At 66.9% G+C, this 14,679-nt stretch carries 14 protein-coding genes; 9 read left to right on the top strand and 5 right to left on the bottom strand.

The window, feature by feature from the left end:
- Window positions 1-10: 10 nt before the first annotated feature.
- The 4 genes from IQ292_RS06085 to IQ292_RS06100 are packed head-to-tail and all read right to left on the bottom strand — an operon-like array spanning window position 11 to window position 1,263.
- On the bottom strand, window positions 11-451 hold the full coding sequence (locus IQ292_RS06085; protein ID WP_203309443.1) for a hypothetical protein: 441 nt from the start codon (window positions 449-451) through the stop codon (window positions 11-13).
- The gene (locus IQ292_RS06090) at window positions 448-627 is read right to left on the bottom strand and encodes a hypothetical protein (RefSeq protein ID WP_203309444.1); all 180 of its coding nucleotides are present in this window, start codon (window positions 625-627) and stop codon (window positions 448-450) included. Before IQ292_RS06090 ends, IQ292_RS06085 begins: the two co-directional genes overlap by 4 nt.
- A complete protein-coding gene (locus IQ292_RS06095) occupies window positions 624-1,082 on the bottom strand; it encodes a hypothetical protein (protein ID WP_203309445.1) in 459 nt (152 codons plus the stop codon). The genes IQ292_RS06090 and IQ292_RS06095 overlap by 4 nt, the downstream gene beginning before the upstream one ends.
- Window positions 1,063-1,263, bottom strand: coding sequence for a helix-turn-helix transcriptional regulator (locus tag IQ292_RS06100; protein ID WP_203309446.1), 201 nt, complete (start codon window positions 1,261-1,263; stop codon window positions 1,063-1,065). The genes IQ292_RS06095 and IQ292_RS06100 overlap by 20 nt, the downstream gene beginning before the upstream one ends.
- 224 nt (window positions 1,264-1,487) lie before the next feature.
- On the opposite strand from IQ292_RS06100, the gene IQ292_RS06105 reads away from it, so the two are divergent.
- From IQ292_RS06105 to fdhD, 6 genes are all read left to right on the top strand, one after another.
- Window positions 1,488-2,387 carry a glycine--tRNA ligase subunit alpha gene (locus IQ292_RS06105; protein ID WP_203309447.1) on the top strand — a complete coding sequence of 300 codons (900 nt, stop codon included), beginning with the start codon at window positions 1,488-1,490 and terminating at the stop codon, window positions 2,385-2,387.
- 5 nt (window positions 2,388-2,392) lie between these two features.
- A complete protein-coding gene (gene glyS, locus IQ292_RS06110; protein ID WP_203309699.1) occupies window positions 2,393-4,639 on the top strand; it encodes a glycine--tRNA ligase subunit beta in 2,247 nt (748 codons plus the stop codon).
- Between the two features lie 86 nt (window positions 4,640-4,725).
- Window positions 4,726-7,383 carry a pyruvate, phosphate dikinase gene (gene ppdK, locus IQ292_RS06115; protein WP_203309448.1) on the top strand — a complete coding sequence of 886 codons (2,658 nt, stop codon included), beginning with the start codon at window positions 4,726-4,728 and terminating at the stop codon, window positions 7,381-7,383.
- A gap of 115 nt (window positions 7,384-7,498) precedes the next feature.
- A complete protein-coding gene (locus IQ292_RS06120) occupies window positions 7,499-9,790 on the top strand; it encodes an FdhF/YdeP family oxidoreductase (protein WP_203309449.1) in 2,292 nt (763 codons plus the stop codon).
- Window positions 9,697-10,293, top strand: a complete 597-nt coding sequence (mobA, locus tag IQ292_RS06125) for a molybdenum cofactor guanylyltransferase (RefSeq protein WP_338057594.1) — start codon at window positions 9,697-9,699, stop codon at window positions 10,291-10,293. The genes IQ292_RS06120 and mobA overlap by 94 nt, the downstream gene beginning before the upstream one ends.
- Window positions 10,290-11,081: a formate dehydrogenase accessory sulfurtransferase FdhD gene (gene fdhD / locus IQ292_RS06130; RefSeq protein ID WP_203309451.1), complete on the top strand. Its 792-nt coding sequence runs from the start codon at window positions 10,290-10,292 to the stop codon at window positions 11,079-11,081. The genes mobA and fdhD overlap by 4 nt, the downstream gene beginning before the upstream one ends.
- Window positions 11,082-11,128: 47 nt before the next feature.
- On the opposite strand, the gene IQ292_RS06135 is transcribed toward fdhD, so the two are convergent.
- Window positions 11,129-11,434: a hypothetical protein gene (locus IQ292_RS06135; protein ID WP_203309452.1), complete on the bottom strand. Its 306-nt coding sequence runs from the start codon at window positions 11,432-11,434 to the stop codon at window positions 11,129-11,131.
- 161 nt (window positions 11,435-11,595) lie between these two features.
- On the opposite strand from IQ292_RS06135, the gene IQ292_RS06140 reads away from it, so the two are divergent.
- From IQ292_RS06140 to IQ292_RS06150, 3 genes are read left to right on the top strand one after another with little or no spacing between them, the layout of a single operon-like run.
- The gene (locus IQ292_RS06140; RefSeq protein WP_203309453.1) at window positions 11,596-13,308 is read left to right on the top strand and encodes a pilus assembly protein; all 1,713 of its coding nucleotides are present in this window, start codon (window positions 11,596-11,598) and stop codon (window positions 13,306-13,308) included.
- The gene (locus IQ292_RS06145; RefSeq protein ID WP_203309454.1) at window positions 13,305-13,886 is read left to right on the top strand and encodes a TadE/TadG family type IV pilus assembly protein; all 582 of its coding nucleotides are present in this window, start codon (window positions 13,305-13,307) and stop codon (window positions 13,884-13,886) included. Before IQ292_RS06140 ends, IQ292_RS06145 begins: the two co-directional genes overlap by 4 nt.
- Window positions 13,877-14,650: a TadE/TadG family type IV pilus assembly protein gene (locus IQ292_RS06150; RefSeq protein WP_238940857.1), complete on the top strand. Its 774-nt coding sequence runs from the start codon at window positions 13,877-13,879 to the stop codon at window positions 14,648-14,650. Before IQ292_RS06145 ends, IQ292_RS06150 begins: the two co-directional genes overlap by 10 nt.
- Window positions 14,651-14,679 lie beyond the last annotated feature (29 nt).

The raw sequence follows: 14,679 nt of genomic DNA on the forward strand, positions 1-14,679 counted from the left end.
GAAAAGGGGGTCACGCGTATTTGCGCCACAGCCAGACGACCGCGGTCGCCGCCATCGTCGCGACATAGAGGCCGATGGCGTCGACCGCCGGCACCAGGCCGCCGCGCGCCAGGATCCACCACATGGGGGCGCCGACCCCCATCACGTAAAAGCCGGCGACGGCGCCGTCGCGATAGGCCTGGCGCTCGTGCTCGTCGACGACACGCTCCCACCGCCACGAGATCAGCGGCAGGACGATGCCCCAGGCGACCGCGATCAGGATCGCGAACCAGGCGGGCAGCGGCGCGCGGAGCAAGTCGCCCATCGTTGGCGCGCCGTCGCTGTGCGGCAGCTGCACGAAGACGGTGGCGACACCGATCACGGCACCGAACACCGCCGAGATGGCGAGCAGCCGGCGATTGGCGCGCACACTGGGCGCCAGCGGCGCATTGCCGTTCTTCGTCGAGATCATGGTCTAATCTCCAGGGTCACATGGACGTTGACGATGGGAGGGTGGAAGGACGCGCCGATCCTGCCGGCCGCCGGCCTGTCGAGCGCGGCGATACCGGGGCGGTGGAAGCCGACGGCACCGATCGCGAGCGCGATCGCAGCCGCCACGACGGCCCGATGCGGCGGCCGCCGGGTCATGCCCGCACCCGTCGGTAGAAGTAGAATACCATGCCGATCGCGGCGGACAGGAACCACGCCATGTGCGAGACCTCGCCGAGCGCGACATATTTGCCGAGGACCTCCAGAAACACGCTCGATACCAATCCCGCGCATCCGATGACCGCCCAGACCTGCACCGCCAGCGCGCGCTGCACCTCGTCCATTTCCCGCCAGTTGCGCCAGCTGACGACCGCCGCCAGCAGCAGTACCGGCAGCAGCAGCACGTCGACGATCCAATCCGGTGTGGGGTGGCGGGGCACGCCGCGAAAGCCGTCGACGAACCCGTCGATGAACGGGATGCCTGCCAGGACGGCGGCGGCCGTCAAACCGAGTGTCAGCCGACGCTTGCGGCTGCGGACCACTTTGGCGTCTGCCCGGGCGGCACCCCAGCCCTCCCCCGCGTCGACACCCGACTCAGTCATGATGCTCGTCATCGAAAATCTCCTCGATGGGACGTTCGAACAGGCGGCCGATGCGAAAGGCGAGCGGCAGCGACGGATCGTATTTTCCGGTCTCGATGGCGTTCACCGCCTGGCGCGATACATCCAGCCGCCCGGCCAGTTCCGCCTGACTCCAGTTGCGTTCGGCGCGCAGCACCTTGAGGCGATTCTTCATGTCGGCCTCCTCTGCCATGCCCATCCTCCGATGTCACCGTCCCCTGACGCAATGTCAGGTAACCATGACTAAATGGCAGCGAGTCGTGACATTGTCAATAACCCCTTACATTTTGCCACGTCCCCATGACACGCCAACCGCGGCTTCCCGCCTGTTCGCGCGCGCCGCGTCTCTTGTGCCGCAGCTCTTGCGGAAGCGGCGGCCATCCGCCAAAGCCTGCGCCGATGGCTGCCCGACCCCTCTCCTTCCAAAAGATGATCCTGACGCTCCACGACTATTGGAGCGACAAGGGCTGCGTGATCCTCCAGCCCTATGATATGGAGATGGGCGCGGGCACCTTTCACCCCGCGACGACGCTGCGCGCGCTCGGGCCCGAGACGTGGAACGCGGCCTTCGTCCAGCCCTGCCGCCGTCCGACCGACGGCCGCTACGGCGAGAACCCGAACCGGCTCCAGCATTACTACCAGTATCAGGTGATCCTGAAGCCGAGCCCGCCGGACCTGCAGGACCTCTATCTCGGCAGCCTCGCCGCGATCGGCGTCGACATGACGCGCCACGACATCCGCTTCGTCGAGGACGATTGGGAAAGCCCGACGCTGGGCGCCTGGGGCCTCGGCTGGGAAGTCTGGTGCGACGGCATGGAGGTGACGCAGTTCACCTATTTCCAGCAGATGGGCGGTTTCGACATGAAGCCGGTCGCGGGCGAGTTGACCTACGGGCTGGAACGGCTGGCGATGTACATCCAGGACGTCGACAACGTCTACGACCTGGCATTCAACGATGCCGGCGTGACCTATGGCGACGTGTTCCTCGAGAACGAGAAGCAGATGTCCGCCTGGAATTTCGAGGTCGCCGACACCGCGACCCTGTTCGACGCCTTCAGGAAGGCGGCGGCCGAGTGCGAGAACAGCCTGGCGGCCGGCCTGCCCATCCCCGCCTACGAACAGGCGATCAAGGCGAGCCACACCTTCAACCTGCTGCAGGCGCGCGGCGTCATCTCCGTCGCCGAGCGCCAGGCCTATATCGGCCGTGTCCGCGACCTCGCGAAGGGCGCGTGCGGCGCGTGGATGGAGAAGAACGCCGAAGGCTGGCAGGCCCGCTTCCCGAACTGGAGCGCGGCGTGACCGACATGACCGACTTCCTGCTCGAACTCCGCTCGGAGGAAATCCCCGCACGCATGCAGGACAAGGCGCGCGAGGATCTCGCCCGCCTGTTCGCGGCGGAAATCGCCAAGGCCGGCCTGGTCGCCGCCGGGACCGTCACCTACGCCACCCCCCGCCGCCTCGCGCTGATCGCGCGCGGTCTCCCGTTGGCGACGGAGGCGGTCAGCGAGGAGCTGAAGGGTCCGAAGATCTCCGCCCCGCCCCAGGCGCTCGACGGCTTCCTGCGCAAGACCGGCCTTACCCGCGACCAGCTGACGGAGCGCGACGGCGTCTTCTACGCGGTCACCGAAAAGCCCGGCCGCGCCACCGCGGACGTGCTGGCGGAGGCGATCCCGGCGATCATCCGCGCCTTTCCCTGGCCCAAGTCGATGCGCTGGGGTGCGTCGTCGCTGTCGACCGAATCGCTGCGCTGGGTCCGCCCGCTGCACGGCATCGTCGCGCTGCTGGGCGAGGACGTGGTGCCGGTCGAGATCGCCGGCGTCACCAGCGGCGCCGCGACGCTCGGCCACCGCTTCCACCACAGTGGCCCGATCACGATCGGCTCCGCGGGCGACTATGCCGAGAAGCTGCGCGCCTGCCACGTCATCGTCGACCAGGACGAACGCCGCGCGATCATCCGCGACCGCGCCGCCGCGCTGGCGGCCGAGGCGGGACTCGACCTGATCGCCGACGAGGGGCTGGTCGCGGAGAATGCGGGGCTCACCGAATGGCCGGTGCCCCTGCTCGGCCGCTTCGACGCCGATTTCCTCAGCGTACCGCCGGAGGTCATCCAGCTCACCGCGCGCGTAAATCAGAAATATTTCGTCTGCCGCGACGCATCGGGCGCGCTCGCGAATGCCTTCGTCTGCACTGCCAATATCGAGGCGAGCGACGGCGGTGCGAAGATCGTGGAGGGCAACCGCAAGGTGCTCGCCGCGCGGTTGAGCGATGCGCGCTTCTTTTACGACACCGATCTGAAGACCCCGCTCGCGGATCAGGCGACGAAGCTGTCGAACATCGTCTTCCACGAAAAGCTCGGCACCGTCGCCGACAAGGTCGACCGCGTCGCCAAGCTCGCGCGCTGGCTGGTCGAGGAAGGCATCGTCCAATCTCCCTCCCCCACCGGGGGAGAGGGACTGTCGCTTGCCGACATGGCGGAACGCGCCGCGCGGCTCGCCAAGGCGGACCTCGTCACCGGCATGGTCGGAGAATTCCCGGAGCTGCAGGGCCTGATGGGCGGCTATTACGCCGCCGCGCAGGGCGAACCCCGCGAAGTCGCCGACGCGATCCGCGACCATTACAAGCCCGTCGGCCAGGGCGACGAGGTGCCGACCGCGCCGGTGACGGTGGCGGTAAGCCTGGCGGACAAGCTGGATAGTCTCCAGCAGTTTTTTGCTATTGATGAGGTGCCTACCGGCTCTAAAGATCCGTTTGCGTTACGAAGAGCGGCAATCGCGATCATTAGGCTGATTACCACCGCCGGCCTACGTGTGCCTCTCCGCAAGATCATAGGCGTGGAGCTTCTAGCTCCAATGTTTGCGCGTGTTCGGGTTTTTGCTGAAAGCGAGCGTGGCGTCGCGTCGGCCATTCTCAGTAACCTGCGAGAATTTTTGATCAACGAGGAAGCGGCGTCTCTTAAGATACGTGATGCCGAATTTTCGGAATTAATGGAAACAGTTGTTCCGTTAGCGCGCAAGCGGATTGCTACAGTCACTCAGCTTCTCGACTTCTTCGCCGACCGCCTCAAGGTCCAGCAGCGCGAGGCGGGCGTGCGCCACGACCTGATCGACGCGGTGTTCGCGCTGGGGGGCGAGGACGATCTCGTCCGCCTGCTCGCCCGCGTCCACGCGCTCCAGGCGTTCGTGACGACGGAGGACGGCGCGAATCTGCTCGCCGGCTACAAGCGCGCCGCGAACATCCTCAAGAAGGAGGGCTATGCCGCGGAAACGGACGGCCCGCAGCCGCCGCTTTCCTATGCGCCGGACCAGGCGGAGGCCGCGCTGATCGCCGCGCTCGACGCGGCCGAGCCCGCCGCCGCCGCCGCGGTGGCGGACGAGGACTTCGCGCATGCGATGGCGGCACTCGCCTCGCTGCGCGCGCCGATCGACGCGTTCTTCGACACGGTCACTGTCAACGACGCCGATCCGGCGAAGCGCGCCGCGCGCCTTGCGCTGCTCGCCCGGGTCCGCGCCGCGGTCCATAATGTCGCCGATTTCTCCCGGATCGAAGGTTGATGCCCGCCGCGACACCGTGACCTTTGTGACCTTCCGACGAAGCCTTCCCTCCCCGGGGCCACGTTCACCGAAGTGAAGGACCAGCGATGACCCAGTACGTGTTCCGTTTCGGCGGCGGCGTCTCCGACGGCGGCAAGGGCGACAAGAACCTGTTGGGCGGCAAGGGCGCGAACCTCGCCGAAATGGCGTCGATCGGCCTCCCCGTCCCGCCGGGCTTCACCATCTCGACCGCGATGTGCACGCGTTACTACGAGGAGGGCGAGCGCTTCCCGGATTCGCTGCGTGACGAGGTGGCGAACGGCATCGCGCATATCGAGGGGATCACCGGCAAACGCTTCGGCGATCCGGCCAACCCCCTGCTCGTCTCCGTCCGCTCCGGCGCACGCGTGTCGATGCCCGGCATGATGGACACCGTCCTCAACCTGGGGCTCAACGACGCGACGGTCGAGGGCCTGGCGCGGGCCGCCAACGACGAACGCTTCGCTTGGGACAGCTATCGCCGCTTCATTCAGATGTACGCCGATGTCGTGCTGGAGCTGGATCATGGCGCGTTCGAGGAGGCGCTGGAGATCGCCAAGGAGGACAATGGCTATACGCTCGACACCGAGCTGACCGCCGCCGACCTGCGCGCCCTCGTCGCCGAGTATAAGGGCCTGGTCGAAAAGGAATGGGGCAAGCCCTTCCCGCAGGACGTGCACGACCAGCTATGGGGCGCGGTCGGCGCGGTGTTCGGCTCGTGGCAGTCGGAGCGGGCGAAGGTCTATCGCCGGCTCAACGACATCCCCGGCGACTGGGGCACCGCGGTCAACGTCCAGGCGATGGTGTTCGGCAACTTGGGCGATACGTCGGCGACCGGCGTCGCCTTCACCCGCGATCCCGCCAAGGGCGATCGCGCCTATTATGGCGAATTCCTGATCAACGCGCAGGGCGAGGACGTCGTCGCCGGCATCCGTACGCCGCAATATCTGACGCGCGCCGCCCGCGAGGAGGCGGGCGCCAAGCCGGCCTCGATGGAAGAGGCGATGCCGGAGGTCTATGCGGAACTCGCCGCCGTCTTCGACCGGCTGGAGACGCATTATCGCGACATGCAGGACATCGAGTTCACGGTCGAAAAGGCCAAGCTCTGGATGCTGCAGACCCGTTCCGGCAAGCGCACCGCCAAGGCGGCGCTGAAGATCGCGGTCGACATGGCCAATGAAGGCCTGATCACCCGCGAGGAGGCGGTGGCACGCGTCGACCCGATGGCGCTCGACCAGCTGCTCCACCCGACGCTCGATCCCAAGGCGCCGCGCGACGTCATCGCCAAGGGCCTGCCCGCCTCCCCCGGCGCCGCCTCTGGCCGCATCGTCTTCGATGCCGACACCGCGGAGAAGCGCGCCGCGGCGGGAGAGGCGGTCATCCTCGTCCGCGTCGAGACGAGCCCGGAGGACATTCACGGCATGCACGCGGCCAAGGGCATCCTGACCGCACGCGGCGGCATGACCAGCCACGCCGCGGTCGTCGCGCGCGGTATGGGGCGTCCGTGCGTTTCCGGCGCCGGCGGCCTGTCGATTTCGGCGAAGGACAAGGTGCTGCGCGTGGGTAGCCGCTCGCTCGGCGAAGGCGACACGATCACCATCGACGGCGCCAGCGGCGAGGTGATGGCCGGCGAGGTCGCGACCGTCCAGCCGGAACTCGCCGGCGATTTCGGCACGCTGATGGCATGGGCCGATGGGTCACGCCGGCTCAAGGTGCGCGCCAATGCGGAAACGCCCGCCGACTGCCGCACGGCGCGCGATTTCGGCGCGGAGGGCGTCGGTCTCTGCCGCACCGAGCACATGTTCTTCGACGCCGACCGCATCACCGCGGTGCGCCAGATGATCCTCGCCGACAGCGAGCAGGGCCGCCGCGCCGCGCTCGACCGGCTGCTGCCGGCGCAGCGCAGCGACTTTACCGAGATCTTCGAGGTGATGGCCGGACTGCCGGTGACGGTGCGTCTGCTCGACCCGCCGCTGCACGAATTCCTGCCGCACGAGGAGGCCGAGTTCGCCGAGGTGGCGGCCGCCGCGAACGTCGACGTCGAGACGCTGAAGCGCCGCGCCAACGAGCTGCACGAATTCAACCCGATGCTCGGCCACCGTGGCTGCCGCCTGGGCGTCACCTATCCCGAAATCTACGAGATGCAGGCCCGTGCGATCTTCGAGGCGGCGCTGGACGTCGCGGCCAAGGGCGACGCGCCGGTGCCCGAGATCATGATCCCGCTGGTCGCCACCAAGCGCGAGCTCGACCTGATGAAGGCGGTCGTCGACAAGGCGGCCGAAACCGTCTTCGCCGAGCGCGGGGCCAAGGTCGATTATCTGGTCGGCACGATGATCGAGCTGCCCCGCGCAGCGCTGAAGGCGGGTGAGATCGCGGAGACGGGCGAGTTCTTCTCCTTCGGCACCAACGACCTGACGCAGACGACTTTGGGCGTCAGCCGCGACGATGCCGCGCGGTTCCTGGGCGCCTATGTCGAAAAGGGCATCTACGCCAAGGACCCGTTCGTCAGCCTGGACGTCGAGGGTGTCGGCGAACTGGTGAAGCTGGCGGCGGAGCGCGGTCGCGCCACGCGGCCAGACATCAAGCTCGGCATCTGCGGCGAGCATGGCGGCGACCCGGCGAGCATCGCCTTCTGCGAAAGCGTCGGGCTCGATTACGTGTCGGCCAGCCCCTATCGCGTGCCGATCGCCCGGCTCGCGGCAGCGCAGGCGGCATTGCGGCGGTAAGGCAACGCTTGCGCCGTCCCGGCATCCGATCCGGGGCGGCGCTTGCCTTTTTGCTCTCGCTGCATCGAAACTCCCGCCACTTCGTTTGATCGGCCAAGCGGAAGGGTCACGGCACATGCGCAAGACGACGGACGATATCGACACCAGCCCCTATACGGGACCGGCGGGTGGCTGGGGATCGATGAAGTCGCTGGCCGAGATCACGCTGCGCGAGAAGAGCCGGCCGGAAATTGCACGCGAACTGACGCGTCAGAACAAGCCCGGTGGGTTCATGTGCGTGTCCTGCGCGTGGGGAAAGCCGGCGCATCCGCACATCGCCGAATTCTGCGAGAACGGGGCGAAGGCCACCGCCTGGGAACTGACCGGGTATCGCGTCACGCCGGAATTTTTCGCGCAGCATACGCTGACCGAATTGCGCGGCTGGAAAGACTTCGACCTAGAACAGGCCGGCCGCCTGACGCATCCGATGAAATATGATGCGCCGACCGACAAATATGTGGCGGTCAGCTGGGCCGAGGCCTTCGCCGACATCGGTGCGCAACTGAAAGGGTTCGATCCCACTAAGGTTGTCTTCTACGCGTCCGGGCGCGCCAGCCTGGAAACGTCGTACATGTGGTCGCTGATGGCGCGCATGTATGGCAGCCAGAACCTGCCGGACAGCTCGAACATGTGCCACGAGACGACCTCGGTCGGACTCAAGCAGGCGATCGGATCGCCCGTCGGCACGATCCACCTGTCGGACTACGACACGTGCGACGCGATCTTCTATTTCGGACAGAATCCGGGCGTGAACAGCCCGCGCTTCCTCCATCCCCTGCGCGCCTGCGCCAAGCGCGGCGTGCAGATCGTGGTGTTCAACCCGCTCAAGGAACGCGGGCTCGAGCGCTTTACCGATCCTCAGAACCCGATCGAGATGGCGACCGGCAAATCGACGCCGATCGCCAGCCAATATCACCAGGTGAAGGCAGGCGGCGACATCGCCGCGCTGATGGGCCTGTGCAAATATGTCATCGCAGCCGACGATGCCGCCCGCGCGGCGGGTCAGCCCGCGATCATCGACCACGACTTCATCGCAACGCACACCGTGCGGTTCGACGATTTCGCGGCCAAGGCGCGTGCCACCGGCTGGGAAGAGATCGAACGCGAAAGCGGTCTCAGCCGGGCGGAGATCGAGGAATCGGCGCGCATCTACATCAAGGCGGAACGGGTCATCTGCGTCTATGGCATGGGGCTGACCCAGCATGTCCACGGCATCGACAACCTGCACATGCTGGTCAATTTCATGCTGCTGCGTGGCAACGTCGGCAAGCCCGGCGCCGGCTTCGGGCCGGTGCGCGGGCATTCCAACGTCCAGGGCCAGCGCACGGTGGGCATCACCGAGAAGCCCGAACTCGCCCCGCTCGACCGGCTCAAGGAACTCTACGATTTCGAGCCGCCGCGCGAGAAGGGTTGGGACACGGTCGATGCCTGCGAGCACATCATTGACGGATCGGCGCAGGCCTTCTTGGGCCTCGGCGGCAATCTGGCCCGCGCCGTGCCGGACACGGCAAGGATCGAGCCGGCGTGGCAGCGCCTGCCGCTGACCGTCAGCATCGCGACCAAGCTCAACCGCACGCATCTGCTCCCCGGAAAGACCTGCTACCTCCTCCCCTGCCTCGGACGGATCGAGACGGACGAACAGGCCACCGGTCCGCAGGCCGTCACGATGGAAGACTCGTTCAGCCGCATCTACGGCTCGCGCGGGCGCGCGACGCCCGCGGCGGCGACGCTGCTGTCCGAACCGGCGATCGTCGCCGGCATCGCGAAGGCGACGCTCGCCCCCAATCCGAAGGTGGATTGGGACGCCTGGGTCGGCGATTACGGCCTCGTGCGGGACGCGATCGAGGCGACCTATCCCGACAAGTTCGCGCGCTTCAACGATCGGATGTGGATTCCCGGCGGCTTCTGGAAGGGCGTCCCCGCCGCGCATCGTGAATGGCAGACCGAAAGTGGCCGTGCCGAATTCAACGTGCCGACCGCGATGAGCGCCACAGGCTTCGAGGATGCGGACGGACGTTTCCGCCTGATGACGCTGCGCTCGAACGATCAGTTCAACACGACGGTCTACGGCTATCACGACCGGTTCCGCGGCATCAAAGGCACGCGCGACGTCGTGCTGATGAACCGTGCCGACATGGCACGTCTGGGGGTCGCGGAGCACGACAAGGTGGATCTGGTCGGCGACGCCGGTGATAACGGCGACACGCGCGTCGGTGGATTGCTCGTCGTGCCCTATGACATTCCCGAAGGATGCCTCGGCGCCTATTATCCCGAGTGCAACGTCCTGATGCCGGTGTCGCATCATGCCGAACAGAGCCGGGTGCCAGCCGCGAAATCGGTGCCGGTCCGGGTGGAGCGCGCCGCCTGATCCTGGGTGCGATCCTGGCGGGCGGGCAGGCGAGCCGTTTCGGCAGCGACAAGGCTGCGGCCCTGTTCGCGGGGCGGAGCCTGATCGACCATGTCCGCACCGCGCTGGTCGCGCACGTCTCAACCATCGTCGTCGTGGGGCGCGCCGAGGGGATCGCCGACTGTCCGCGGCCCGGCCTGGGGCCGCTGGGCGGCATCGCCGGTGCCATGCGCCACGCGTCGCGCCATGGCTTCACCGACGTGCTCACGCTGCCGTGCGACACGCCGTTTCCACCGCCATCGCTGCTCGAGGCGCTGTTGCGGCGATCGCCCTCCTATTGCGTCGACGTACCCGTCATCGGCCTGTGGCCGGCCGCGCTAGCGGACGATCTGTGCGAACGGTTGACGCGAGGCGACGGGGACCGGTCGGTACGGCGATGGGCTCGGGACATCGGTGCGCTGCCGATCGCCGCGCCGGCGCCGATCGCCAACATCAACGCTCCGGAGGACCTGCTCGCTTTATGAGCGGCGAGCGGCTCGAGGTGGTCCGCGTCCTCCATGCGGACGGCGCCAGGAGCACGGCGGAGCGCGCGGTCGCGTGCGAGACCCCCGTCGCCATCGAGGTCGACGGGCTCGGCTATGCGGTAATGATGATGACGCCGCATGATCTCGAAGCGTTCGCCACCGGCTTCATGCTGACCGAACGGCTGGCGGACGGTGTTGCCGACATCCTCGCTATCGAGCCGTTCGAAACGCCCGCGGGCTGGATCGTGCGCGTCTTCCTGGCGCCGTCATGCGCCGGTCGCATCCGGGATCGGGTACGGCATCGCACGAGCGACACGTCCTGCGGCCTGTGCGGCATCGCGAGCCTCGAGCAGGTGCAACGTCCGGTGCGGCAGCCCCCTCCCCGCCCTTCCGTCGCCGCCGCCGCCTTGTTTGCGGCGCGGGCCGCGCTTCGCTCGCATCAACTGCTGAACGCCCGCACCGGTGCGGTCCATGCGGCGGCCGCATGCGACCGCGCGGGCACCATCGTCGCCGCCTATGAGGATGTCGGCCGGCACAACGCGCTGGACAAGCTGATCGGTGCGCGGGCGATCGCCGGCGCCGCCGACGCCTTCATGCTCGTCACGTCGCGGATCAGCTTCGAGATGGTGGACAAGGCGCTGGTCGCGCGCGCGCCGCTGCTGTGCGGCATCTCCGCGCCGACCACGCTCGCGATCGATCATGCCCGGGCTCACGGCCTGACGCTCGTCGCCCTCGCGCGGGCGGATACGATGCTCGTCGCCAGCGACCCGCACGACGCGTTTGGCTGAGACGCGGGACAGCGATCCGCTCGACGATGGGTGGGCGCCCGCCGCGCTTAGTGTCCCGAGTCCCAGAAATGATCGACCGTCGATCGCACCGTGGTCGCACGCTCCGCCGTCCATTGCGTGACGACATGCCGGTAGGCGCCGTCGAGGCAAACCGAGTCGACCACGACCAGCACCGTGAGGGCCGCGGCCCAGAGCAGCCCGCGGTTGATCGGCTGCGGCTTGACGCGGCGCAGCTTGACCTCGCCGGACCGCCGGTCGGCGACGCGGCGCTCCTCCTGGGGGGGCACGGCGCTGGGCGCGCGACGTCGTTCCTCTCGGCGACGGTCATGGGGGAAATGATAGGGCTGCTGCATCGACATGCTCCGTCATCACCTTAGCCGGCACGTGGTTTCCAAATCGTTCCGATCCTGACAGATGACCTTTTTTTTAAATTCCATTTACTTGGTCGCAACCACATCACCCTACACGCCGGCGGTGGGGCGCTTGCCCGCACAGAGGCTCGCACGCATTCACCATGGTCCGCCGCGCACGTCCGAACATAGGCAGGCTCTCCCGCCTGATCGCCCGTCTCGCCCGCGACCGGCGCGGCAACGTGATCATGCTGAGCGCCTTCTACATCATGGTTCTTCTCGCCGTGATCGGATCCGGCGTGGATCTGGGCCGCGCCTATGCCTCGCGCACGCGGATGCAGCATGCCTGTGACGCCGCGGTGCTTGCCGGTCGGCGCGCGATGACCGCCGGTTCGGTCGATTCCGCGGTGACCGCCGAGGTAACCAAGTTCTTCAACTTCAACTTCCCCCAACGCGCCTTCGGCACCAGCGCGTTTACGCCCACGGTCAGCAGCGCGCCGGGATCGGCGCAAACCGTGGTTCTCACGGCTGCCTCGACGTCGCCGGTCACCGTGATGAAAATCTTCGGATTTTCGGCCTTGCCCATTTCGGTGACGTGCAACGCCAAGCAGGATTTCGTGAATACCGACGTCGTGCTGGTCCTCGATACCACGGGGTCGATGAAGGATCCTGCGACCCCTAGCGACACGGTGTCGAAGATCGCCGGCGTGCGCAACGCCGTGCTCGCGCTGTACGACCAGCTCGCCCCGACGCAGGCGGCACTTCAGGCCGCGGGCATGCGACTTCGCTACGGGATCGTTCCCTATTCGAGCACCGTGAATGTCGGCGCAGCGATCATGGCCGCCAATCCCAGCTACATGGCGACGCAGGCGACATATCAGAGCAGAGCACAGAATTGGGCCTACACAAGCCAATATTATTGCAGCTACCTGTCGGGCACCTACGATAGCCCGAGCGGTATTTGCGAGTATTTCAGCTACGGCCCACGAACATATGACGTCACGCAATATCTGTCGGGCCAGCCCGTACGGATCGCCGGCCGCGGCGGCAGCGGCAACGCCAAGGTGGGCACGTCCGACCCGAACAAATCGCAAGGCCTGACTCCGATCGCCGATTACTGGACGCCCGACCGCTATTCGGCGGCGTGGGCGGGCTGCATCGAGGAGCGGCAGACCACGCGGATGTCCAGCACCGCCACCAGCATCGACCCGGCGGCCTATGACCTGGACATCGACCTCATCCCCTACAACGACGCCACGCGCTGGCGTCCCTACTGGCCGGAGGTCGAGTATCTCAGCTACAACTGGGGCATCTATACGGAGGTCCGCAAGCCGCAGCTCGCTTGTCCCGCGCAGGCCGCGCCGATGGCGACCTGGAGCCGCGATGCGCTTGTCACCTACGTCAACACGCTGACGCCGGACGGGGGCACCTATCATGATGCGGGCATGCGCTGGGGCGCGCGTTGGGCCTCTTCGAACGGCATCTTCGGTGCGAACAATCCGCAGACCTACAGCGGCATGCCGGTCAAGAAATTCATCATCTTCATGACCGACGGTCTGCTCGATACCGGCTATTCCGGCTATTACTCGGCCTATGGCGTCGAGGACCTCGACGGGCGCGTGACCCCGGGAGGGAACCAGTCCAACAAGGCCGACCAGATGGCGCGGCACCAGCAACGCTTCAATCTTCTTTGCGCGAAGGCGAAGACGATGGGGTATTCGGTCTGGGTAATCGGCTTTGCCCAGGCCCTGGATACCAACCTGACCAACTGCGCCAGTTCTCCGAGCCAGGCGTCGACCTCCGCCAATTCGGCGGCGCTGGTGGCTAAATTCGTCGAGATCGGCAAGAACATCGGCGCATTGAGGCTGACGCAGTGATCGGCATCATTGCGCCCCTGCGCGATCGACGCGGCACGACCATCGTGGAATTCGCGATCGTCGCCCCCTGCCTGATGATGCTGCTGATCGGGATGATGGACCTGGGCATCCGGGCCTATGTCGGCGTCCAGTTGCAGGGCGCGCTGGAACAGTCCGCGCGGCAGGTCACGGTCTCGACCAGCAACGACCCCGCGACGATCGCCGCCTCGGTGCGCAGGCAGATCCAGCGCATCCTGCCGCGCGCGACCGTGACGGTTACGCCGTCCAGCTATTACGACTTCGCGCATGTCGGGAAGCCGGAGCCGATCACGACGGACACGGCGCCGCTCGGCACCTACAACACCGGCGACTGCTACCTCGATCTCAACCGCAACGGCAGATGGGATGCCGATTCCGGGAGCGGCGGTACGGGCGGGTCCGACGACATCGTCTATTACCAGGCAACCGTCAGCTATCCGAACCTGCTCCCCGTGGGCCGCCTGCTCGGACTGTCGGGAACCACGACGATCACGGGCACGACGATGATGAAGAACCAGCCCTATGCGGCGCAGCCGGACCCGCCGACGATATGCAACTGATCCGCCGCCTCGTTACGCGGCGTCGACCGCTCGCGATGCTCGCATCCGCGACCAGCGGGCTTGCGCTCGTCGAGTTCGCCTATTCCCTGCCCCTGTTGCTGACGCTCGGGGTTGGCGGGCTGGAAACCGCGCATTTCATGCAGGCGTCGCTGCGCGTGTCGCAAATCGCGATGACGGTTGCCGACAATGCCGGCCGCGTGCGGACGTCGATCGACGAAGCCGACATCAATGAACTGATGGTCGGCGCCCGCAAGATGGGCGAGCCGATCGGATTCGCCGCCAACGGCAGGATCATCCTGTCGGACCTCGAGCAGCGGACGAACACGACCGGCGGGGCCGGGCCGATCACGACGGACAATCCCAACGGCTACCGTCAATGGATCCGCTGGCAGCGCTGCGTGGGCGCGCTGAACGTCAGCTCCGGTTACGGGGGGCCGCTCGACGCCAACGGCGCGGCCGTGACGAACCTCGACGATCCCAACCCGGACGACGGCGCGGTCGAGACCAAGTCGATGATTCTCGGCATGGGGCCGTCGACCAACGTCATCTCTGCCTCGAGCGGCACCGCCGTGATGGTCGCGGAGATCGTCTACACCTACCAGCCGATCACGCCGCTTCCGCTGTTCCGTGGCTGGACGATCCGTCGCTTGCAGGCGTTCAACGTGCGTCAGCGCACCGCCTATTCCCTTCGCAACGATAGCGCGCTGAGCGGGACGCAACGCGCGGACTGCCGCCTGTTCGACGCCAGCGTTCCGACGATCTGATCAGAGGAGATTCGCGAGTGGCCTGCCGC

Source organism: Sphingomonas beigongshangi, from assembly GCF_016820445.1.
GTDB lineage: Bacteria > Pseudomonadota > Alphaproteobacteria > Sphingomonadales > Sphingomonadaceae > Sphingomonas > Sphingomonas beigongshangi.